At 61.5% G+C, this 23,166-nt stretch carries 19 protein-coding genes; 13 read left to right on the forward strand and 6 right to left on the reverse strand.

What is annotated here, in order from left to right; genetic code table 11:
* The first annotated feature begins 96 nt into the window (after window positions 1-96).
* The 5 genes from ACS4RR_RS05515 (at window position 97) to xylA (ending at window position 7,274) form a co-directional block, all read left to right on the forward strand.
* Window positions 97-1,311: an HlyD family secretion protein gene (locus ACS4RR_RS05515; protein ID WP_260109455.1), complete on the forward strand. Its 1,215-nt coding sequence runs from the start codon at window positions 97-99 to the stop codon at window positions 1,309-1,311.
* A gap of 129 nt (window positions 1,312-1,440) precedes the next feature.
* Window positions 1,441-3,039, forward strand: coding sequence for a DHA2 family efflux MFS transporter permease subunit (locus ACS4RR_RS05520; RefSeq protein WP_162119373.1), 1,599 nt, complete (start codon window positions 1,441-1,443; stop codon window positions 3,037-3,039).
* A 209-nt stretch (window positions 3,040-3,248) separates the two neighbouring features.
* A complete protein-coding gene (locus ACS4RR_RS05525) occupies window positions 3,249-4,271 on the forward strand; it encodes a LacI family DNA-binding transcriptional regulator (RefSeq protein ID WP_032985740.1) in 1,023 nt (340 codons plus the stop codon).
* 21 nt (window positions 4,272-4,292) lie between these two features.
* Entirely contained in the window at window positions 4,293-5,747 is a 1,455-nt protein-coding gene (xylB, locus tag ACS4RR_RS05530; RefSeq protein ID WP_260109454.1) for a xylulokinase, read from the forward strand.
* A gap of 216 nt (window positions 5,748-5,963) precedes the next feature.
* The gene (xylA, locus tag ACS4RR_RS05535) at window positions 5,964-7,274 is read left to right on the forward strand and encodes a xylose isomerase (protein WP_260109453.1); all 1,311 of its coding nucleotides are present in this window, start codon (window positions 5,964-5,966) and stop codon (window positions 7,272-7,274) included.
* A 70-nt stretch (window positions 7,275-7,344) separates the two neighbouring features.
* Here the strand turns inward: xylA and ACS4RR_RS05540 are convergent, their stop codons facing one another.
* Window positions 7,345-8,376, reverse strand: a complete 1,032-nt coding sequence (locus ACS4RR_RS05540; RefSeq protein WP_260109452.1) for a LacI family DNA-binding transcriptional regulator — start codon at window positions 8,374-8,376, stop codon at window positions 7,345-7,347.
* A 171-nt stretch (window positions 8,377-8,547) separates the two neighbouring features.
* Here ACS4RR_RS05540 and ACS4RR_RS05545 point away from each other — a divergent pair, with 171 nt between their 5' ends.
* From ACS4RR_RS05545 to ACS4RR_RS05565, 5 genes are all read left to right on the forward strand, one after another.
* Window positions 8,548-10,074 carry a sugar ABC transporter ATP-binding protein gene (locus tag ACS4RR_RS05545; RefSeq protein WP_170259864.1) on the forward strand — a complete coding sequence of 509 codons (1,527 nt, stop codon included), beginning with the start codon at window positions 8,548-8,550 and terminating at the stop codon, window positions 10,072-10,074.
* Between the two features lie 78 nt (window positions 10,075-10,152).
* Window positions 10,153-11,157 carry an ABC transporter permease gene (locus tag ACS4RR_RS05550; RefSeq protein ID WP_162119369.1) on the forward strand — a complete coding sequence of 335 codons (1,005 nt, stop codon included), beginning with the start codon at window positions 10,153-10,155 and terminating at the stop codon, window positions 11,155-11,157.
* Between the two features lie 85 nt (window positions 11,158-11,242).
* A complete protein-coding gene (locus ACS4RR_RS05555; protein WP_017967943.1) occupies window positions 11,243-12,190 on the forward strand; it encodes a substrate-binding domain-containing protein in 948 nt (315 codons plus the stop codon).
* Between the two features lie 250 nt (window positions 12,191-12,440).
* Window positions 12,441-13,493, forward strand: coding sequence for a sugar phosphate isomerase/epimerase family protein (locus ACS4RR_RS05560; RefSeq protein ID WP_456189807.1), 1,053 nt, complete (start codon window positions 12,441-12,443; stop codon window positions 13,491-13,493).
* 194 nt (window positions 13,494-13,687) lie between these two features.
* Window positions 13,688-14,875, forward strand: coding sequence for a Gfo/Idh/MocA family protein (locus ACS4RR_RS05565; RefSeq protein ID WP_170259862.1), 1,188 nt, complete (start codon window positions 13,688-13,690; stop codon window positions 14,873-14,875).
* Between the two features lie 70 nt (window positions 14,876-14,945).
* Here the strand turns inward: ACS4RR_RS05565 and ACS4RR_RS05570 are convergent, their stop codons facing one another.
* Window positions 14,946-15,350, reverse strand: coding sequence for a DoxX family protein (locus ACS4RR_RS05570; protein ID WP_260056761.1), 405 nt, complete (start codon window positions 15,348-15,350; stop codon window positions 14,946-14,948).
* 239 nt (window positions 15,351-15,589) lie between these two features.
* Between ACS4RR_RS05570 and ACS4RR_RS05575 the strand changes: the two genes are divergently transcribed.
* A complete protein-coding gene (locus tag ACS4RR_RS05575) occupies window positions 15,590-16,963 on the forward strand; it encodes a GH1 family beta-glucosidase (RefSeq protein WP_170259861.1) in 1,374 nt (457 codons plus the stop codon).
* A gap of 117 nt (window positions 16,964-17,080) precedes the next feature.
* Complete coding sequence (locus tag ACS4RR_RS05580; protein WP_170259860.1) at window positions 17,081-19,291, forward strand: bifunctional diguanylate cyclase/phosphodiesterase; 2,211 nt, start codon at window positions 17,081-17,083, stop codon at window positions 19,289-19,291.
* Window positions 19,292-19,342: 51 nt separating this feature from the next.
* Here ACS4RR_RS05580 and trhO read toward each other — a convergent pair whose 3' ends face one another.
* The 4 genes from trhO to ACS4RR_RS05600 all read right to left on the reverse strand — a co-directional run bounded on the left by trhO (window position 19,343) and on the right by ACS4RR_RS05600 (window position 22,349).
* Window positions 19,343-20,272, reverse strand: a complete 930-nt coding sequence (gene trhO, locus ACS4RR_RS05585) for an oxygen-dependent tRNA uridine(34) hydroxylase TrhO (protein WP_170259859.1) — start codon at window positions 20,270-20,272, stop codon at window positions 19,343-19,345.
* Between the two features lie 71 nt (window positions 20,273-20,343).
* Complete coding sequence (locus ACS4RR_RS05590) at window positions 20,344-20,820, reverse strand: VOC family protein (RefSeq protein ID WP_170259858.1); 477 nt, start codon at window positions 20,818-20,820, stop codon at window positions 20,344-20,346.
* 154 nt (window positions 20,821-20,974) lie between these two features.
* Complete coding sequence (locus tag ACS4RR_RS05595; protein WP_170259857.1) at window positions 20,975-21,883, reverse strand: CHAD domain-containing protein; 909 nt, start codon at window positions 21,881-21,883, stop codon at window positions 20,975-20,977.
* On the reverse strand, window positions 21,861-22,349 hold the full coding sequence (locus ACS4RR_RS05600) for a CYTH domain-containing protein (protein WP_170257572.1): 489 nt from the start codon (window positions 22,347-22,349) through the stop codon (window positions 21,861-21,863). The genes ACS4RR_RS05595 and ACS4RR_RS05600 overlap by 23 nt, the downstream gene beginning before the upstream one ends.
* Window positions 22,350-22,503: 154 nt before the next feature.
* Here ACS4RR_RS05600 and ACS4RR_RS05605 point away from each other — a divergent pair, with 154 nt between their 5' ends.
* Window positions 22,504-23,142: a 2-dehydro-3-deoxy-phosphogluconate aldolase gene (locus tag ACS4RR_RS05605; RefSeq protein WP_018483505.1), complete on the forward strand. Its 639-nt coding sequence runs from the start codon at window positions 22,504-22,506 to the stop codon at window positions 23,140-23,142.
* The last annotated feature ends 24 nt before the right edge of the window (window positions 23,143-23,166 follow it).

The following is a 23,166-nucleotide window of genomic DNA, read 5'->3' on the forward strand; positions in this document are numbered from 1 at the left end:
GGTTCTATACATCTTGATATGACGATAAAACAGGTTTAAGTCAACTGAACCGAACCGTTCAGTTCGATTATTTACTCCAAGATCGGTAAAGTGGCCATGTCGAGCAACCAGAAGGGCAATGTCGCGCGGATCGTCAGCGAAAACGCCGAGACCGAAGAGCTAAAGTCCGAGGTCGCTGCCGTTGCAGAAGCTCCAGTGGCGGAAGCTCGCGAAGTGCCGTCTGCCCCCGCGCAGTTGGCGCCGGCTTCGGTCGCCGCACCCGCAACTGCGAAGAAGCGCCGTAGCCCGGTGCTACCGATCGTCGTGCTCGCCCTTCTCGCAGGCGGCGGCTGGTATGGTTACGAATGGTGGACGAACGGCCGCTTCATGGTGTCGACCGACGACGCCTATATCGAAGGCGATATCGCAACGATTTCGCCGAAGGTCACGGGCTACGTCGCGAAGGTGAACGTCGTCGCCAACCAGGAAGTCAAAGCGGGCGACGTGCTTGCCACGCTTGATAATGGCGACTATCAGAACGCCCTCGACTTGGCGCAGGCCCAGATCGTCACCGAACAGCTTTCGCTACAGCGTATCGACGCGCAGATCGAAGGCGCGAATGCGAGCCTCGTGCAGGCGCAGGCGCAGAAGGTGGCACTCGAAGCGGCCGTTCGCGGTGCCGAGATCACCCAGAAGCGCCAGAGCGACCTTCATGCGAAGTCGGTCGGGACCGCCGCCGATCTCGACAACGCCAATATCGCCCTCGACCAGGCCAAGGCCAATCTTGCCGGCGGCGACGCCAACATCACCGCTGCGCAGGCCAACATCACCATTCTCCAGGCCCAGCGCAAGGAAGCCGAAGGCTCGGTCCGTTCGCTTGAGATCTCGCGCGACAAGGCCGTCCGCGACCTTTCTTTCACAGTGCTCAAGGCGCCTTATGACGGCATTGTCGGCAACCGCTCCGTCCAGGAAGGCGACCTCGTCTCTCCCGGCCAGCGCCTGATGGCGCTCGTTCCGGTGCGCCAGCTCTATATCGATGCCAATTTCAAGGAAACGCAGATCCAGCATCTGGTGCCGGGCTCGAAGGTCAACGTCCATGTCGATGCCTATAGCGATCATCCGATCGTCGGCACCGTCGCATCGATCTCGCCGGCTTCCGGGTCGGTCTTTTCGATGCTGCCGCCGGAAAACGCCACGGGCAATTTCACCAAGGTGATCCAGCGGGTACCAGTGCGCATCGCGCTGCCGCAGGATGCGCTCGACAGCGGGCGTCTGCGCGCGGGCCTGAGCGTCGTCGTCGACGTCGACACCCGTACGGCGCCGAGCAAGTAAGCCTTCAGAGCAATTCCAGCAAAAGTGTGCAGCGGTTTTGCGTCCGGAATTGCGTGAAAACAAAGAGATAGAGCAATTCCGTGACTCGAAAAAAAACGGAATTGCTCCGGAAAAGGCGGAGGTGATCTGATGGCCGGGAGCGCGGCAGCAACAGCGGGAACGATTCCAGCAGCGCCTGCCCATGCCGACGAGCGCATGGATCCGAAGAAGCTCATCGCCTTCTTCGCGATGGTGCTCGGCATGTTCATGTCGATCCTCGACATCCAGATCGTCTCGGCCTCTCTTGCCGAAATCCAGGCCGGCCTTTCGGCAGGCAGCGACGAGGTCGGCTGGGTGCAGACGGCTTATCTGATCGCCGAAGTAATCATGATCCCGCTTTCCGGCACGTTGGCGCGCATTATCTCGACGCGTTATCTCTTCGCGATCTCGGCCGCCGGCTTCACCATGGCGAGCGCGCTTGCGGCGACGGCGACGAATATCGACCAGATGATCGTCTACCGCGTCATCCAGGGCTTCATCGGCGGCGGCATGATCCCGTCGGTTTTCGCGGCTGCCTTTACCATCTTCCCGCCTTCGAAGCGCAGCATCGTCTCGCCGATCATCGGCCTGATCGCGACGCTGGCACCGACCATCGGCCCGACGGTCGGCGGTTATCTCAGCCACGCCTTCTCCTGGCATTGGCTGTTCCTCGTCAACATCGTTCCCGGCATCATCGTCACGATCGTCACCTGGAACTTCATCGATTTCGACAAACCGGAACTGTCGCTCTTCAAGAAATTCGACTGGTGGGGGCTGATTTCGATGGGGGTGTTCCTCGGCGCGCTGGAATATGTGCTCGAAGAGGGCAATTCGAACGATTGGTTCAACGACAGTTCCATCACCATCGCAGCGATTGCCTCCAGCGTTGCAGCCATCGTCTTCTTCTACCGCGCCTTTACGGTGGATTTCCCCGTCGTCGACCTGAAGGCTTTCGCGAATCGGAATTTCTCGTTCGGTTCGGTGTTTTCTTTCGTCATGGGCATCGGTCTCTATGGCCTCACCTATATCTATCCGGTCTATCTCGGGCGCATCCGTGGCTATGATTCACTGATGATCGGCGAGACGATGTTCGTCTCCGGGCTGGCGATGTTCTTCACCGCGCCGATCGCTGGACGATTGTCGACCAAGATGGACCTGCGCCTGATGATGGCGATCGGCTTCGTCAGTTTCGCCGCCGGCACTTTCATCATGATGCATCTGACCGCGGATTGGGATTTCTACGAGCTGTTCATTCCGCAGATCTTGCGCGGTTTCGGACTGATGATGTGCATGGTGCCGATCAACAATATCGCGCTCGGCACAATGCCGCCCTCGCGCATTCGCGGCGCGTCCGGCCTTTTCAATTTGACCAGAAACCTCGGCGGCGCTGTCGGCCTTGCCGTCATCAACACCGTGCTCACCAGCCGCCAGGACGTGCATTACGAGCGGCTGCGGGAGAATATGGACTGGGGCAATCCGGCGGCGATCGACCAGATGAACAACATGGCCGCCAAGTTCAACACTTACGGCATGGACGGCGCCTCTGTGGCGATCAAGCAGATGGTCGGGCTTGCCACCAAGCAGGCGATCATCCTTTCCTTCAGCGACGTGTTCCTGATCCTGACCGCACTCTTCCTTGCCATGATCCTCGGTGTCGCCATGATCAAGAAACCCGCGCCGCAAGGCGGGGGAGGCGGTGGCGGCCACTGACCTCCGGCCAGCCGCCCCTTGAAAAGGCCCTCTTCGGAGGGCCTTTTTGTTGCTGTTCTCCGGCCGCTGTGTCATCAGGCGGATGATCGTCGGCTGGATCGGTGCGACTCGGGTAGGCAATGCCGGGAAAACGAAGCGGGAATCGGGTCGCTCGATTTTTTGATTTACGTACATCAAAATTGGCGCTAATGGTCTCGTCAGGAGGAATGATGAGGCCAACCGTTCACGATATCGCTGCTGCCGCCGGTGTCAGTCTCGCGACTGTCGACCGGGTCCTCAACCAGCGCCCCGGTGTGCGCCACGTCACGCGGGAAAAGGTCGAGACCGCGATCCGCGAGCTCGGTTATATCAGAGACGTCGCCGCCGCCAATCTTGCCAAGGGGCGCACCTATCCCTTGGTCTTCATCCTTCCGGCCAGCGACAATTCCTTCATGCACGGGCTCAATGCCGAGATCCGCCAGGCGATCGTCCGCTCGTCGGCCGAACGCACCGATATCCGCACCATCGAGGTGCCGGCCTTCGATCCCGCCGCCCTGGTCTCCGTGCTTGAAGGGCTTTCCCGGGAAAAGCCATGCGGCATTGCGCTGGTTGCGACCGATGCGCCCGAAGTACGCGCCGCCGTCGACAGGTTGGTTCGCGAGCGCTTTCCCGTCGTCACCCTGGTTTCCGATCTCACGGGGTCGCTACGCCATCACTATGCTGGTGTCGACAATATCGCAGCCGGCCGCACTGCCGCCCGCCTGCTCGGGCGATTCCTCGGGCCGCGAAAGGGCGAAATCGCCGTGCTCGCCGGCTCCATGCTGGTGCGTGACCATCGCGAGCGGCTGGAGGGCTTCACCGCTGTCATGGCCGAGGAATTTCCCGATCTTGCGATCCTGCCGGTTCTCGAAGGCCGCGACGACCCGGAGGTCGCCCATAGGCTCGTCGCCGACGCGCTCGGGAATGCCGGCATCATCGGCGTCTACAGCCTCGGCGCCGGCAATCGCGGCCTGATCCGGGCGTTGAAGGAGAAGGCCGTCGACCGCGTACTGACTGTCATTGCCCACGAACTGACTGCCCATACGCGCGCGGCACTGATCGACAATACGATCGATGCGATCCTCAACCAGGACGCCGGCCATGAGGTGCGGAGCGCCATCCGCGTGCTGAAAGCCAAGGCGGACGGGCTTGCCGTCATCGAAGCGCAGGAGCGCATCCGCCTCGACATATTCCTGAAAGACAATCTGCCGTAACGGCAAAGGGAGAAATGCCACATGTACCTGGGTCTCGATCTCGGAACCTCCGGCGTCAAGGCGATGCTGATCGACGGCGATCAGAAGATCGTCGGCTCGGCCAATGGTTCGCTCGACGTGTCGCGTGCGCATTCCGGTTGGTCGGAGCAGGAGCCGGCCCACTGGGTGCGCGCCACGGAAGAGGCGGTCGCCGGCCTCAAGGCGAAGCATCCGAAGGAGCTTGCCGCGGTCAAGGGCATCGGGCTTTCCGGACAGATGCACGGCGCGACGCTCATCGATGCCACCGACAAGGTCCTGCGCCCCTGCATCCTCTGGAACGACACGCGCAGCTACGTCGAGGCCGCGGCACTCGATGCCGATCCGCGCTTTCGCGCGCTCACGGGCAACATCGTCTTTCCCGGTTTCACGGCGCCGAAGCTCGCCTGGGTCGAAAAGCATGAGCCCGATGTTTTCGTCAAGATCGCCAAGGTGCTCTTGCCGAAGGACTATCTGCGTCTTTGGCTGACCGGCGAATATATCTCGGAAATGTCGGATTCGGCCGGCACTTCCTGGCTCGACGCCGGCAAACGCGCCTGGTCGTCCGAACTGCTCGCCACCACCAAGCTTTCTAAGGAGCAGATGCCGGCGCTTGTCGAAGGCACCGAGCAGGCCGGCAAGCTGCGGTCCGAACTGGCGGCGCAATGGGGCATATCAGGCGATGTCGTCGTGGCCGGTGGCGCAGGCGACAATGCGGCCTCTGCCTGCGGCATGGGCACGGTCAGCGATGGTGCAGCCTTCGTCTCGCTCGGCACCTCGGGCGTGCTTTTTGCCGCCAACGCTTCCTATCTTCCGAAGCCGGAAAGTGCCGTGCATGCCTTCTGCCACGCGTTGCCGAACACCTGGCACCAGATGGGTGTCATCCTGTCGGCCACCGATGCGCTCAACTGGCATTCCGGTGTCACCGGCAAGTCGGCCGCCGATCTCACCGGCGAAGTCGGCGAGACCCTGAAGGCTCCCACCGGCGTTACCTTCCTGCCCTATCTCTCCGGCGAGCGCACGCCGCACAATGATGCCGTCATCCGCGGCGCCTTCATCGGCCTCGAACATGAAAGCAGCCGTGTCGTTCTCACCCAGGCGGTACTCGAAGGCGTCGCCTTCGCCATCCGCGACAATCTCGAAGCGTTGCGCTCGGCCGGCACCGGCATATCCCGGGTCACGGCAATCGGCGGCGGTTCGCGCTCGCGTTACTGGCTGGCGTCGATCGCGACCGCCCTCGGCGTTCCGGTCGACCTCCCGGCCGACGGCGATTTCGGTGCGGCCTTCGGCGCCGCCCGTCTCGGCCTGATTGCGGCAACAGGGGCGGATCCCATTGCCGTCTGCACGCCGCCAATAACAGCCGGAACGATCGAGCCGGTGTCCGCACTGAGCGGCGCTTATGAGGATGCTTACAAGCGCTACCGCGCGCTTTATCCGGCGATCAAATCGCTGGCGCACTGAGAACTGGAGCCGGCGGCCCCCTCATCCGCCTGCCGGCACCGACCGGGGTCGAGCCACGGGTCTCAACCCGTCCTTCGGACCCCCGAGGGGAGAAGAGGTTCGCAGCGGCGCCTCATTCCCCTTCTCCCCTGGGGGAGAAGGTGGCCCGAAGGGTCGGATGAGGGGGCTGCACGGCACGAACGATAAGACTGAATTACGAACCCAAGGAGAACCAACATGAGCACCGGATTTTTCGGCGATATCCAGAAAGTAAAATACGAAGGCCCGGACAGCACCAATCCGCTGGCCTTCCGCTATTACCAGCCGGACGAGATCGTCATGGGCAAACGCATGAAAGACCATCTGCGCTTTGCAGTGGCCTATTGGCATACCTTCACGTGGCCAGGCGGCGACCCGTTCGGCGGCCAGACCTTCCTGCGTCCCTGGTTCGAGGACTCGATGACGGCCGCCAAGCTCAAGGCCGACGTCGCCTTCGAATTCTTTTCGCTGCTCGGCTCGCCCTATTACTGCTTCCATGACGCCGACGTACGTCCCGAAGGCAAGAATTTCGCCGAGAACACCAAAAACCTCAACGAAATCGTCGATTATTTCGCCGAGAAGCAGGCGGCAACCGGCACCAAGCTGCTCTGGGGCACGGCGAACCTCTTCTCCCACCGTCGCTATATGTCGGGCGCTGCGACCAATCCGGATCCCGACGTCTTCGCTTTCGCAGCCGCGACGGTCAAGACCTGCATCGATGCCACGCAGAAGCTCGGCGGCGAAAACTACGTGCTCTGGGGCGGGCGCGAAGGTTACGAGACGCTGCTCAACACCGATATCGGCCGCGAGCTCGACCAGCTCGGACGCTTCCTCAACCTCGTCGTCGAATACAAGCACAAGATCGGCTACAAGGGCACAATCCTGATCGAGCCGAAGCCGCAGGAGCCGACCAAGCACCAGTACGACTATGATGTCGCGACCGTCTATGGCTTCCTCAAGAAGCACGGCCTTGAAAACGAGGTGAAGCTCAATATCGAGCAGGGCCACGCGATCCTTGCCGGCCATTCCTTCGAGCACGAACTGGCGCTTGCCAATGCGCTCGGTATCTTCGGCTCGATCGACATGAACCGCAACGACTACCAGTCCGGCTGGGATACAGACCAGTTCCCGAACAATGTTCCCGAAATGGCGCTCGCCTATTACCATGTTCTGGTAGGCGGCGGCTTCAAGACCGGCGGCACCAACTTCGACTCGAAGCTTCGCCGTCAGTCTCTCGACCCGGCGGATCTGCTGATCGGCCATATCGGCGGCATGGATTGCTGCGCCCGCGGCCTGAAGGCCGCTGCCAAGATGATCGAGGACAAGGCTCTGTCGCAGCCGCTCGCCGATCGTTATGCCGGCTGGGAATCCGCCGAGGCGCAGAAGCTCTTCCGCGGCGAGTATTCGCTGGATGAGATCACCCACTATGTCGAGAGCCACGACGTCAACCCGCAGCCAAGGTCGGGCAAGCAGGAATTGCTCGAGAACGTCGTCAACCGCTACGTCTGATAAAGCGCGCCGGGGGTCATCGGCCGCCGGCGCAACCCTCTCCGGCCGGAAGCTTTCAGCCTATATGGGCTTACCGTTTCAACCAGTTGCGCGACGGCGCCGAGACGGAGTTCCGAACCACCAGATCCGGCCTCAGCAGGATTTCCGTTTCGGTCGGCCGGCCATCGGACAGAAGTTCCAGCAGCAGCGCCATTGCCTGCTTGCCGATTGCCGTTCTCGGCTGGCGGATGGTGGTCAACGGTGGGGATATGAAGACGGCCTGCGGCACGTCGTCGAAACCGGTCACCGAGAAATCCCGTGGAATGTCGTAGCCTCGCGCGCGGAGGCCGACCATGACGCCGATTGCCGTCTGGTCGTTGACGCACATGAAGGCGGTCGGAAGCGTGTCGCGCATGAAAAGCTGTTCGACCGCATGCCGCCCGCTTTCGATCGTGCCGTCACCTTCGAGCACGATCCTGGTGTCGGGTGGGATGCCGGCGGCGTCGAGGCCGGCATCGTAACCCATGCGCCGTCTGGTGTAGGCAAGCCGAGTGCGCGAATCGCCGATGAAAGCGATCTTGCGATGCCCTTCGGCCAGCAGCAGGTCCACCGCTTTGCGAGCACCCTCGGTATCGTCGACGCCGACATAGGGAATGCCGCCGTTGAAGACGGGCTCGAAAACGCCGACGCTCGGCGGCAGCCGCGCGGTCATGGTCTGATGACCAAAGGGCAGGATGCCGGTGAAGAGAATCAATCCGGCCGCTTGGTTGGAATTGAAGAATTTCAAATATTCCAGGCCGCGCTGGGCATCGTTCTGGGTGTGGCCGATCAGGATGCCGTAGCCATGCGCGCGCGCTTCGTTCTCCAGGCCGACGAGAATGTTGGAGAAATTCGGATCGCCGATATCGGGCGCCACGACGAGGATCATGTTGGAGCGGCCGAGCCTCAGGCTACGCGCCATGGCATTGGTCGTATAGCCGGTGATGGCGATCGCCTGGTTGACCTTTAGGCGGGTGGAGTTGGCGACCTTCTCCGGCATGTGGATTGCCCGGGAAACCGTCGCGATAGAGACCTCGGCGATCCGGGCGACGTCTTCGATGGTTGCGGGCGTGGAATTCGACACTTGGCTCTGCCTTGGGGCTGTCTTCGCCGCGACACTACACAGACTTGTCGAGAGGTCAAAGGCAGGCTTCAACTGATCTGTGTAAATCAACGATGTAAACCTTTACACGATCTATGTAAAGGTTTACATAAGGCTTCAGAGCGGATGGGATGCCGCTTTGGGGAGGGTCAGATGACTGTGGAAGCTGCCGACACCGCACCTGTGGTGCTGTCCGCCAGGCGCATATGCAAATCCTTCAGTGGAGTGCAGGTCCTCTTCAGCGTGAACTTCGATCTCCGCGCCGGCGAAATCCATGCCCTTATGGGTGAAAATGGCGCCGGCAAATCCACGCTCGTCAAGGTTTTGTCCGGTTTCGAGCAGCCGAGTTCCGGTGAAATCCTGCTCGACGGCAAGCCCGTCGTGCTGCCGCCTAATGGCGCCGCCGAGGCGCTCGGCATCGTCATCATTCACCAGGAATTCAACCTCGCCGAACATCTGACCGTGACGGAGAGCCTCTTTCTCGGGCGCGAAGTCACGCGCTTCGGCATGCTCGACCGCAAATATATGCGGTCGGAGACACGCAAGGTTCTCGACGTGCTCGGTTCGCATGTCGATGAGAACGCGCTGGTCAGCACGCTTTCCATCGCCGACAAGCAAATGGTCGAAATCGCCAAAGCGATCAGCCGCGACGCGCGGGTGGTGTTCATGGACGAGCCGACCGCGGTGCTGTCGCGAGAAGAGACCAATATGCTGTTCAAGCAGGTTCGCAAGCTTCGCGACCAGGGTACCAGCTTCGTCTTCGTGTCCCACAAACTCGACGAGGTGATGGAATTGACCGACCGCGTCACGGTGCTGCGCGACGGCCAATGGATCAAGACTTCGCCGACGTCCATTCTGGACGGGGAATCGATCGCGCAGCTGATGGTCGGCCGCGAACTCTCCAGCCTCTATCCCGCTAAGGTCGAGCCCGATGTCGACGAGGAGGTCGTCCTCAGCGTCGCCTCGGTGTCGACGGGTTATGTGAATGATGCGAGCTTCGAGGTGCGCAAGGGTGAGATCATCGGTTTCTCAGGCATGATCGGCTCCGGCCGCACCGAGCTGATGGAAGCGATCGCCGGGTTGCGAACCCGTCTCGAGGGCGAGGTGGTCATCAAGGGGGAAACGGTTCCCTCCGGCGACGTGCATGCCGCCAATCGCTGCGGGCTCGCCTACATGACCAAGGACCGCAAGTCGAAGGGCCTCTTGCTGCGCTCCGGCATGGTCACCAATCTGACATTGCAATCGCTCGGCAGGCACGCGCGTCACGGCTATCTCAGCCCGGGCAGCGAGGCGGCCGCGATGGCAAAGGCCAAGCGTCGTTTCGATATCAGGGTTCGCGACGGCAATATCGTCGCCGGCCGGATGTCGGGGGGAAACCAGCAGAAGCTGCTGCTCGCCAAGGTCATGGAGACCGATCCTGATATCATCATCATCGACGAGCCGACGCGCGGCATCGATGTCGGCACCAAGCAGCAGATCTATCATTTCATCTCGGCGCTCGCCCGGGACGGCCGGTCGATCATCGTCGTGTCGTCGGAGATGCCGGAGGTCATCGGCCTCTGCACCAGAGTGGCGGTGATGCGCGAAGGGCGTATCGTCGGCGTGCTCGAAGGAGACGAGATTTCCGAACAGGAGATCATGCGATACGCCGCCGGGCTCAAGAGGAAGGCGGCCGCCTGAGGGCTGAAGCAGGGCTTTGCCGATCAGAACGATAGATAAGATTCCCAGAAAATATGGGACGGGAGGTTGGTTTTGGAAATGAGTGTCAACGAGGAGACCAGGGAAATCCGGCGCCGATCCTGGCGGGATGTCGACCTGCGTGCGGTCGCGCCCTTCGTCGCCCTGGCGCTGCTGCTGATCGTCGGAGCCCTGGTCAATCCCAATTTCATCGGCATCACCAACCTTGCCAATGTCGCGACGCGCAGTGCCTTCATCGCCATCATCGCGGTCGGTGCGACCTTCGTAATATCAGCAGGGGATCTCGATCTGTCGGTCGGCTCGATGGTGGCCTTCGTCGCCAGCCTGATGATCCTGCTGATGAATTCGGGCGCCATCGCAAACCCGGCTTTGATGCTCGTGGTCGCGGTCGTCTTCACCATCGTCGCCGGTTCGCTGTGCGGCCTGGCGAACGGCCTGATCACGACCGTCGGCAAGATCGAGCCGTTCATCGCAACGCTCGGCACAATGGGCATCTATCGCGGCCTGACGACATGGCTGTCGCAAGGCGGCGCGATCACGCTTCGCTCCGCCGATATCCAGACGCTCTATCGCCCTGCTTATTTCGGCAATGTCGCCGGCATACCAGTGCCGATCGTGGTGATCCTGGCGGTGACGGCAGTCGCGGCCTTCATCCTCTATCGCACCCGCTACGGGCGCCATGTCGTGGCTGTGGGATCAAACAGCGACGTTGCCCGCTATTCCGGTATTGCGGTCAACCGCGTGCGCACGATCGCGTTCGTCATCCAGGGACTGTGCGTTGCCATTGCCGTGCTGCTCTATGTTCCCAGGCTTGGGTCGACATCGGCGACGACGGGCATCCTGTGGGAGCTGCAGGCGATCACGGCCGTCGTCGTCGGCGGTACGGCGCTCAAGGGCGGCGCGGGCAGGGTCTGGGGCACGATCTGCGGCGCCTTCATTCTCGAACTGGTCGGCAACATCATGCTGCTTTCGAATTTCATCAGCGAGTATCTGATCGGCGCCATCCAGGGTGCGATCATCATTATCGCCATGTTCGTTCAGCGCTCGCTGGTGCGCAAATCATGAGTTGACCGGGCTTGCAATTGATCGGGCTTACAGGGCGTCCGGTCCCGATATGGAAAAGTCCCTGAAGTTATTGGGAGGAAATAGCATGCGTAAATTAATGTTGGGCCTGGCGGTTGCGGCGGTGACGTTCGCCGGCGCCGCTCACGCCCAGGACAAGAAATTCACGATCGGCGTCTCCATTCCGGCCGCCGACCACGGCTGGACGTCGGGCGTGGTGTTCCATGCCGAACGCGTCGCCAAGCTGCTGATGGCCGAACATCCCGGTCTCAACGTCATCGTCAAAACTTCGCCGGACGCCGCAAGCCAGGCCAACGCCGTGCAGGATCTCGATACGCAGGGCATCGACGCCCTCGTCATCCTGCCGTCGGATCCGGATCCGCTCGTCAACGCCATCAAGGAAGTCAAGGGCAAGGGCAAGTTCGTCGCCCTCGTCGACCGCGCGCCGAGCAACAACGATAATTCCGTGCGCGACCTCTATGTCGCCGGCAACAATCCGGCTCTCGGCGAAGTCGCAGGCAAGTACATCAAGGACACCACGCCGGACGCCGAAGTGGTGGTCATCCGCGGTCTGCCGATCCCGATCGACCAGCAGCGCCAGGACGGCTTCGACAAGGGCATTGCCGGCTCGAACGTCAAGGTTCTCGACCGCCAGTACGGCAACTGGAACCGCGACGATGCCTTCAAGGTCATGCAGGACTACCTGACCAAGTACCAGAAGATCGACGTCGTCTGGTGCCAGGACGACGACATGGCCGTCGGCGTTCTGCAGGCGATCGAGCAGGCCAAGCGCACCGATATCAAGTATGTCGTCGCCGGCGCCGGCTCCAAGGACATGGTCAAGAAGGTCATGGACGGCGACAAGCTGATCCCGGTCGACGTTCTCTATCCGCCGGCAATGGTCGGCACGGCAATGGAGCTGACGGCTGCGGCCCTCTACGATCAGGTTCCGGTTCATGGCAGCTACATTCTCGATGCGACGCTCGTCACTAAGGAGAATGCCAAGGACTTCTATTTCCCGGATTCGCCGTTCTGATCGATTGACTGGAGATATGCGCCCATTCGAAAGGATGGGCGCATTTTATATGCTTCCACTACAGCGGCTAGCCGAAAATGCTGCACGTACCTCTTGCCCGTCAAAGCCCATCATGATTAGCTCGCAGCCATATCGCATTTGGCCTCGCGCCAAATTCGACGCAAGGGCGAGGAGGCGCCTTGCTCCCGCTAAATAGCGTGCTACAACACTTCAGAAACGTTTACGGTCGATATTCAGGGAGGAATCTGACATGAAGGCGATCAAGGGCCCCGGCCTTTTCCTTGGCCAGTTCGCGGGCGATACCGCGCCGTTCAACTCGTGGGACGCGATCACCAAATGGGCGGCCGACATCGGTTATAAGGGCGTCCAGGTGCCGACATGGGCCAGCCGGCTGATCGATCTCAAGAAGGCCGCCACGTCCAAGGATTATTGCGACGAATTCGCCGGCAAGGCCCGCGAAAACGGCATCGAGATCACCGAACTCTCTACCCATCTGCAAGGTCAGCTCGTCGCCGTTCACCCGGCCTATGACGAAGCCTTCGACGGGTTTGCGGCACCCGAGGTGCGGGGCAATCCGAAGGCGCGTCAGGAATGGGCGGTCGAGCAGGTCAAGATGGCGCTGACGGCATCCAAAAACCTCGGTCTCAAGGCGCATGCGACCTTTTCCGGCGCGCTTGCCTGGCCCTTCATCTATCCCTGGCCGCAGCGCCCTGCCGGTCTGGTCGAGACGGCCTTCGACGAACTCGCCCGCCGCTGGACGCCGATCCTCAATCATGCGGATGAGAACGGCGTCGACGTCTGCTACGAGATCCATCCGGGCGAAGACCTGCATGACGGTATCACCTTCGAGATGTTCCTCGCGCGCGTGAAGAACCATCCGCGCGCCAACATGCTCTACGATCCCTCTCACTACGTCCTGCAGTGCCTCGATTATCTCGACAATATCGACATCTACAAGGACCGCATCAAGATGTTCCACGTCAAGGATGCGGAGTTCAATCCGACCGGGCGCCAGGGCGTTTATGGCGGCTATCAGGGCTGGGTGGAACGCGCCGGCCGCTTCCGCTCGCTCGGTGACGGTCAGGTCGATTTTGGCGCGGTGTTCTCGAAGATGACAGCGAATAATTTCGACGGCTGGGCCGTGGTCGAGTGGGAATGTGCGCTGAAGCATCCGGAGGATGGCGCCCGCGAAGGCGCCGAATTCGTTGCCGCCCATATCATCCGCGTCACCGAGAAAGCGTTCGACGATTTCGCCGGCAGCGGTACGGACCAAGCGGGGAACCGGCGGATGCTGGGGCTCTAACGCATAGGGGTACCGTGATGCTGCCCCTCACCCTAACCCTCTCCCCGTTTGGCGGGGAGAGGGGACTTGCCACACCAGACGGCAGAGATGGGCATAGACATCGCGGCATATCCCTTCTCCCCTTTGGCGGGGAGAAGGTGGCGGCAGCCGGATGAGGGGCCGCGTCCGCACCAAATTAAATTTCAGGAGGAATCATGGCAATCGAAGCATCATCCGAACAGACCCGCGAGCCGCGCATCCGGCTCGGTATGGTGGGCGGCGGCGCGGGCGCGTTCATCGGCGCGGTGCACCGTATCGCGGCACGCATCGACGATCAGTACGATCTCATCGCCGGCGCGCTGTCGTCGACGCCTGATAAGGCGATCGCATCCGGCCGCGACCTCGGCCTCGATCCGTCGCGGACCTATTCCAGCTATCGCGAGATGGCGATCCGCGAGGCGAAGCTGAAGAACGGTATCGAGGCGGTGGCGATCGTCACGCCGAACCATGTGCACTACGATGCAGCCAAGGAATTCCTGAAGCGCGGCATCCATGTCATCTGCGACAAGCCGCTGACGTCAAACCTTGCCGATGCGAAGAAGCTGAAGAAGATCGCCGACGAGAGCGGCGCACTCTTCGTGCTGACGCATAATTACACCGGTTATCCGATGGTCCGCCAGGCGCGCGAGATGATCGCGAATGGCGAACTCGGCGATATAAGAGTCGTCCAGGCCGAATATCCGCAGGACTGGCTGACGGAAGCGGTGGAGCAAACCGGCCAGAAACAGGCCGCATGGCGCACCGATCCGGCGCAGTCCGGCGTCGGCGGCTCGACCGGCGATATCGGCACGCATGCCTATAATCTCGCCTCCTTCATATCGGGCCTGGAACTCGACAGCCTCGCCGCCGATCTCGATAGCTTCGTTCCCGGCCGCCGGCTGGACGATAATGCGCATGTCATGCTGCGCTTCAAGGCGAAGGGCTCGGAGAAGCCGGCCAAGGGCATGCTCTGGTGCAGCCAGGTGGCGCCCGGCCATGAAAACGGCCTGATGGTGCGTGTCTACGGCACCAAGGGCGGGCTGGAATGGACTCAGAAGGACCCGAACTACTTGTGGTACACGCCTTTCGGCGAGCCGAAGCGGCTGATCACTCGCGGCGGCGCCGGTTCAGGCGCGGCTGCCGGCCGTGTCACGCGCGTGCCATCAGGGCATCCGGAAGGTTATCTCGAAGCCTTTGCGACGATCTATACGGAAGCCGCGCATGCAATCAACGCCCGCAAGAAGGGTAAGGCCGTCGACAAGGTAGTGGTCTATCCCACAGTCGATGACGGCGTGAAGGGTGTGGCTTTCGTCGAAGCCTGCGTCGCGTCTTCCAAGAAGAACGGCGCCTGGGTCAAGGTCTGAATTGCCGATCTGGATTGCGCCATGAAAGCGCCGAGGCGGGGTCAAGCCGCCTCGGCATTTGCTTATTTGGTCAGGCAGTAGCAGTGCGGCCGCGCTTGAGCAGGCTGTCTACGCTCAACGGTCCGGCTCCCGCCGCCACCAGATAGAGAAACACGAAGCAGAACAGGATCGCCGCGACGCCGCCGTTCTGCGCAGGGTAGATGCCCTTCGATGCATGCCCGATGAAATAGGCGAAGGCCATCAGGCCCGAGAGCACGAAGGCTGCGATACGGGTCTGGAATCCGACGAGCACCAGGAAGCCGAAGGTGAGTTCGAGCAGTCCGGCAATCCAGGAGAGCGATCCCGCCGGCGGCACGCTTGCCGCAGCCGGAAAATGCAGGATCTTCTGTGTTCCGTAGCTGAAAAGCACGAGTGACGAGACGATGCGCAACAGGCTCAGCAGATGAGGCTGCAGCGAATGGACCGAAGAGAGCATTGGATTGCTTTCACATTTGTGATGCCATTTCCCGTGTAAGGATCTCGGTCTCAACGGCCAAGTCACGACTGCTGACATTGCCGTTATGATGTCGGCTGCGCGGTAAAGGAAGGGCGGTTGCAGCTGTTCTGGCTTCCCTCCTGCAACGTTGCAGTTTTTCTCGCCGTCAGCCTGTACTTTGCCTTCAGGCTTGGCTAAATCCGGCGCAAACGGCTCAACCTGAGAGATAGGACTTGCAGATGATCGATCCGAAGAAACTCGCGGAACGCTTTCCCGGCGACTTCACTTTCGGCGTTGCCACCGCTGCCTTCCAGATTGAAGGCGCCAGCAAAGCCGATGGCCGCAAGCCATCCATCTGGGATGCTTTCTGCAATATGCCCGGCCGCGTCCACAATCGCGATAACGGCGATATCGCCTGCGATCACTACAATCGCCTGGAACAGGACCTCGATCTCATCAAGGAGATGGGTGTCGAAGCCTACCGGTTCTCGATTGCCTGGCCGCGCATTATCCCCGACGGCACGGGTCCGGTGAACGAGGCCGGCCTCGATTTCTACGATCGGCTGGTCGACGGCTGCAAGGCGCGCGGCATCAAGACCTTCGCGACGCTCTACCACTGGGATCTGCCTCTGTTGCTCGCCGGCGAAGGCGGCTGGACGGCGCGCTCGACCGCCTATGCGTTTCAGCGTTATGCCAAGACGGTGATGAACCGCCTTGGCGACCGCCTCGACCGGGTCGCGACCTTCAACGAACCCTGGTGCATCGTCTGGCTCAGCCACCTCTATGGCATCCATGCTCCGGGCGAGCGCAACATGCAGGCCGCCCTTCACGCCATGCATTACATGAACCTCGCCCACGGCCTCGGCGTCGAGGCGGTTCGCTCGGAAGCCCCTGGCGTGCCCGTCGGGCTTGTGCTCAACGCCGCCTCGATCATTCACGGCTCCGACAGCCCGGCCGATCTTGCCGCCGGCGAGCGTGCGCATCAGTTCCACAACGGCGCGTTCTTCGATCCTGTCTTCAAGGGCGAATATCCGAAGGAATTCGTCGAGGCGCTCGGCGACCGCATGCCCGTCGTCGAGGATGGCGACCTGAAGCTGATCAGCCAGAAACTCGATTGGTGGGGCCTGAACTACTACAAGCCCGAGCGCGTCACCGACGACGCCGAACGCAAGGGCGATTTCCCCTGGACGGTGGAAGCGGCGCCGGCAAGCGACGTCAAGACTGATATCGGCTGGGAAATCTATGCGCCTGGCCTGAAACTCTCGATAGAGGATCTCTACCGTCGCTACGAACTGCCGGAATGCTACATCACAGAGAACGGCGCCTGCGACAACACCGATGTCGTCGACGGCGAGGTCGACGACACGATGCGCCTCGACTATGTCGGCGATCACCTCGACATCGTTGCCGGTCTCATCAAGGACGGCTATCCCCTACGCGGCTACTTCGCCTGGAGTCTGATGGACAATTTCGAATGGGCGGAAGGCTATCGCATGCGCTTCGGCCTCGTGCATGTCGACTATCAGACCCAGGTACGCACGGTGAAGAAGAGCGGCAAATGGTACCGCGAACTTGCGGCCCAATTTCCGAAGGGCAATCACACGCCGGGTTAGGGGCGCGCCTTCCGACGGCTGCAGGCACAAAAATAGCGCGTCAGAAAGCTGCAACAGGCGGTTGCTTAAACGTTTTTGAACCGTTGACTGGCAAAGTCCGACGGTCAGGGAGCCGTAATGCAGACAGTCGGAAAGTCGCAGAGCAAGGGATTGGGAATAGGCCGTCACATCACCGTTACCGGCGTGCTTTTCTCCTTCGCGGTCATCGTCGCCGTCGTCACCGTCATGGTGCTGACTGCGCTCGAACGCGTGACCGAAAACGCCAATCTCCTCGATGACGAGCGCTCGCGCGAAACGACGATCGGCGCGGTGAAGACATTCGAGGATCAGCTCGGCGCGACGCTGGACGATTATGCCGCCTGGGACGATGCCGCCGCCAACGTCTACGCGCCGGACGGTATGGCCTGGACGGTGAGCAATTACGGCGAGATGTCGGTCAATAGCTCGCTGTTTGACATGGCGATCGTCGTCGATGGCGAGAAGAAGGCGATCATGACCTATCGCGACGGCAAACCGATGGAGGAGCCGCTCACGGATTTCTTCGCGCCGTCGCTCTGGATCCTGCTCGACAGAGTGAAGGCGGTCGGCCCGGCCGATCGTCCTCAAGCGGTGGGTTTCGTTACCACCAAACGGGGCATTGCCGCTGTCGGCGTGGCATTGGTGCGGGAAAAGTCCGGTGCGCTGGATGCGCCCGCCGGCCAGCACCGCTATCTTATTTTCGCCCGCCATCTCGATGACGACAGAGTGACCGCGCTCGGCCAGACCTATGTCATCGGCGGGCTGAGGCTGGCGCCGCCGAGTTTTGCTGCCGACTATCGCGTACCCATCGTTGATCCGATGGGGGCAACGCTCGGCAAGCTCGTCTGGACTTCGCGTTCACCCGGCGATATCGCCTATGCGCAAGTGCGGCCGATGGTCATCCAGGCGCTCGGCCTCGTCGGATTGTTCTTCGTGGTGCTGCTGGTCATCGGCTGGCTTGCCGGCCGCCGCCTGAAAGCGGAGGAAAACAGCGCTCGCAAGGAAGCGCTGCGCGACAGACTGAGTGGTCTTTCCAATCGCGACGGCCTCGGGCTCGCCGTCGATCGTTTTGTCGTCGAGGCACGCCAGACCAAGCGCAACGTGCTGCTCCTCTACCTCGACCTCGATGGCTTCAAGGAGGTCAACGACAGCTATGGCCACGGCACCGGCGACCAGCTAATCCGGGCGGTCGCGGCCGGGCTCGCTGTGCTCATTCCGCAGGGTGCGGTTCTCGCCCGCATCGGCGGCGACGAATTTGCGATCGCCTTTCTCTCCGACAGCGAGAATGCCGCCGCTCTGCAGTTGGCCGAGCAGATCCTCGATTTTCTTGTCGAGCCGCTGGAGATCGGTCGCCGTGTCGTCGTCGTCGGGGCAAGCATCGGCATCGCCATGTCGCCTTCCGGCGCGATTGGGCGTGAGGAACTGGTGCGCCGCTCCGACCTTGCCATGTACAAGGCGAAGGAGGCCGGCCGCGCGCGCATGATGCTCTACGATCCGTCGATGGATGCGGATCGGGAGCAGCGCAATGCGCTGGAACTCGATCTCCGGATCGCTATCGAAAGCGGCGACCTGACGCTCGCCTACCAGCCGCTGATCGATGCGGCGACGCATGCGATGACCGGCGTCGAGGCATTGGTGCGCTGGAACCGTCCGGGCCATGGTCCCGTCTCGCCTGAGCTGTTCATCCCGATCGCCGAGACCAGCGGCCTCATCGAATCGCTTGGCTTGTTCGTGTTGCGCAAAGCCTGCGAGACGGCCAAACAATGGCCGAACCTCAACGTCTCGGTCAACGTCTCGCCCGGCCAGTTCCGCAATCCCGCGTTTACCGACTATGTGCGCTACGTGCTGAAGCAGACGGAGATCGAGGCCGGTCGCATCACGCTGGAGATCACCGAAGGCTACATGATCCAGAACCCGCAGCGCACCCGCCAGTCGATCGAACGGTTGAAGGGGCTGGGGGTCAAGGTGGCGCTCGACGATTTCGGTTCCGGCTTCTCCTCGATCGGTTATCTCAGGCAGTTCGGTTTCGACCGCATCAAGATCGACCGCTCGCTGGTCTTGGGCGTGAACGACAAACGCCAGCGCGAGATGCTGCAGGCGACGGTGGCGCTCGCCCGCTCGCTCGATATTCCGGTGACGGCCGAAGGCATCGAGACCGAGGAGCAGGCGATAGCCATGCGCCTTTTCGGCTGCGACTGCCTGCAGGGCTATTGGTTCGGAAAGCCTATGACATCAGATCTCATCACCGAGATGCTGAATGAGCAACGTGCAGCGCAGCCGGAAGCTCGGCGATGCATCGGCGCAGCCTGACCGGCGGCCCCGACCCTCAAACAGCAAGGCTGACCCCAACAGAATCCCGGCTCAACTGCCGATATGTCGCTGGCCGCGCTTTTTCGCGAGGGCTATCTGGTGCTGCCGCTGACGGTAACGCAGCCGGTCTTCTTCCGTGCGCGTATGATAGCAGTGACTGCAGGAAACCCCCTCTTCGTAAAGCGGGGAGGTGATTTCTTCCGCGGTGATCGGGTTCCGGCAGGCGTGGCACAGCCGGTGTTCGCCTTGCTTCAGCCCGTGCTCGACGGAGACGCGCTCGTCGAAAACGAAGCAGGCGCCGTCCCAGAGACTTTCCTCCTGCGGCACTTCTTCGAGATATTTCAGGATGCCGCCCTTCAGATGATAGACCTCGTCGAAACCCTCAGCCTTCATGAAAGCGGTGGCCTTCTCGCAACGTATGCCGCCGGTGCAGTACATGGCGACCTTCGGCTTGTTGTGCAGGCTGGTATTGTTGCGCACCCAATCGGGAAATTCACGGAAAGTCTTGGTCTTCGGGTCGAGCGCGCCGCGAAAGATGCCGATTGCCGTCTCGTAATCGTTGCGGGTGTCGATGACGATGGTATCAGGATCGGAAATCAAAGCGTTCCAGTCCTTGGCCGCCACATAGGTGCCGACCACCTTGTTGGGGTCGATGTCCTCGACGCCCATGGTGACGATTTCCTTCTTGAGCTTCACCTTCATGCGCAGGAAGGGCATTTTCGAGGCGCGGCTTTCCTTGTGCTCCAGGCCCGAAAATTCCGGCTGGACGCGCAGGAAGGCGAGCGCGGCGTGAATGCCGGCATCCGGGCCTGCGATCGTGCCGTTAATGCCTTCATGCGCCAGAAGCAGCGTTCCCTTGACGCCGTTCTCCTCGCAAAGCGTCTGCAGCGGCGCTTGCAGGCTGGCAAAGCGCGGCACGGAAACGAAATGGTAAAGTGCGGCCACGAGAAACGGGCTGGTGTGTGTCAGGCTGTCGGTCATGGGCCGGAAATACAGAAAATCGGCGGGCCGCGCAATTGCCTTCACCAGCGGCGGCCTTGATCCCTGACCGATTACGCTCGCGCCTGCCACGCGGAAAACGGCCGCACGCCGAAGCTCCGGTCGGGGATGTCGTCGAGAACGTTGATGAACTCGATCGAGTGCCCGTCCGGATCCTTGAAATAGATCGACAGCGCCGGCATCCAGCCGAGAACCACCGGTTCCGTCACCGGTTCACCGGCAAAGCCGAGAGGTTCCACACCTTTTGCCCTGAGAATGGCGGGCGCTTGCAGCACGCCGCTGGCGGTCATGCGGAAGGCGATATGCAGCCGCATCTTCATCGGTCCGGTTCCTGTTTCCCAAAGGCCGAGCATGCCGGTCTTCCTGTCGTCCACCCAGAGGAAAGCAACTTTACGCTCCTCGAATGAGGCGGCAGTTTCGAGCCCGACGACATCGCGGTAGAAATCCGCGGAGGTCTTGAGATCGGCAACGGTCAGATGGGTCTCGTAGAGCCCGAGCACCTTCGGCATCGTGGTATTTTCGGCGGTCATTTTTTCCTCGCGGATCAAGTCTTAGCTTGTTCGACCACCGCAGGCTAGGACCTCAAGTTTGGTTGAGGTCAACGGGTTTCCTCGCGAAATCTTCAGATGCTGAAGCAATCGGAAATGCAGAGCAGCGCAGAAGCACTTCCGGTTTCGCCGCCTCTCAACTCCCGGCCATCAGCCAGAGAAGCTCGATGCGTTGGGCTTCCTCGTCGGCATCGTCGGCGAAGACTGCTTCGGCTTTGATCAGCGCTTGCCGTCGGTCTTCCTGCTGGCGGAAGATGATGATGTCGAGCAGATGCGCAAGATCATCATTGCGGGTGAAGAGCTGCGGTTCGGACTCGACCAGTTCGGAGAGCACGGTGAGATCGTGGATGTGGCCGAGATCCTCGACGAGCTCCTTGGCCGCATCGCGTTTGGCCTTCATCGCGCCCGGCCAGACGTCACGCAAAAGGGCATGGTAGAGCCGATAGTCGTAGGTGCGTTTGCGCAAAGTATGGAAATCATCGGCCGATGCCTCGCCGTGGCAAGCCGCAAGCGCGGCTTTGGCCTTGCGCGCAGTGCGGCGCCAGCTCTTCGCCAGCATGCGGGCATTCTTGCGATGGCCGCCATTGAACGAGACTTCATCCAGTGCGGCGATCGCCTCCTTCAGAGCGTCGGATGTTTCCGTCAGCCGCTGTTCCAGGCCGCTTTCGGCTTCCGCCATCCATTCACGGCGTCCTTCGAGAATGTTGACGATGCGGCCGAGCGCCTCGTTCTCCTCGTTCCCGCGTGCCGAGTGCTGCAGATATTGCCCGGTGCCGATCAGGGCGGCAGCGTCGCGGATCGCCGAAAGCGAATGTGCGGCATCGCGCAGCCTTGCATTTTCATGGGTCTGGAAATCCGGAACCTCGCGGGCCACGAGGCGGTAGAGCGACCGTAGTCGTTTCAGGTTCTTGCGGAAGGAATGGATTGCCTCGTGCGCGCCGTCCGGCCGCTTCTCGAGAACCGTGACGGCGTGTTCCAGCTGCTCGATGGCGACCTTGCGAAACGCCTCGGTAAAATCGGCGTCAGGCCGAATGCGATAGGCCATGCCTGTCGTGCCCGTATTCTGTGGCAAGGGCCTGATTGGAATATCGGAAATCGCCGGTCACCTCGCGGCCGAGCCAGGTGGGCAGCGCCGGACTGTCGGTCTCGGCCGTCATCTCCACCTCGGCGATCACCAATCCGCGGTGCTCGCCGGCAAAAACGTCAACCTCCCAGACGAAGCCCTCATGTGGAACGCGGTGGCGCGTCTTCTCGATGACGACGCCGATGGCTGCCTGCAACAGCTCCTCGGCGTCGGCGATCGGGATGTCGTATTCGAATTCGTCACGGGTGATGGCGCTGCGGCCGATCTTGATCGTCAGTTTCGCTTTCCTGCCGTCGAGGATGCGCACCCGCACGGAACGATCGTCCATCGACGCGATGTAACCCTGTCTGAGGACAGACTTCGTCTCGACGGCGGAACGCCATCCATCGCTGCGTACAAGAAACTTCCGCTCGATCTCTTTCGCCATACCGGTGAACCTTTTGTGACGATTGCGGCACGGTAGCCCAATTTCCACGCATTTCATACCCTTCTCGGCATGCGGTCCGGTTTTATCTCGACAAGGTTCCGCAGGGGCGTTATTCGGGGTCCGAATTCAATCGTTTCAAGGAGGTCGCGTGACCATGGGCGAGAAAACAGAGAAACTCCTTTCCATCCTGAAACTCCAGCCTGTCGTTCCGGTCTTGATCGTCGACGATGCGAAGACGGCGGTGCCGCTGGCTCGCGCGCTCGTCGCAGGCGGTCTGAAGGCGATCGAGATCACCATGCGCACCCCGGCGGCACTCGAGGCCGTGCGCGCCGTCGCCGCAGAGGTCGAGGGCGCCGAAGTCGGCGCCGGCACGATCCTCAATGTCGCTCATTGGGAAGCCGCCGTCGCGGCCGGTTCGAAGTTCATCGTTAGCCCGGGTACGACGCAGGAACTGCTCGATGCCGCCGCCGATTCCGACGTGCCGCTGCTTCCAGGGGCTGCGACCGCCAGCGAAGTCATGGCGCTGCGCGAGGAAGGCTACCAGGTGCTGAAGTTCTTCCCAGCGGAGCAGGCCGGTGGCGCCGCCTATCTCAAGGCGCTGTCCTCACCGCTTGCAGGCACGCTGTTCTGCCCGACCGGCGGCATTTCGCTGAAGAACGCCAATGATTATCTCTCGCTGCCGAACGTTATCTGCGTCGGCGGCTCGTGGGTGGCGCCGAAAGAACTGGTCGCGGCCGGCGACTGGGCTGGCATTACCAAACTCGCGGCAGAAGCGGCGGCGCTGAAGGCCTAAACCTTTGTTCGGTGGGGGGACACC

Source organism: Rhizobium zaerense (genome assembly GCF_051810725.1).
Taxonomy (GTDB): Bacteria; Pseudomonadota; Alphaproteobacteria; order Rhizobiales; family Rhizobiaceae; genus Rhizobium; species Rhizobium leguminosarum_I.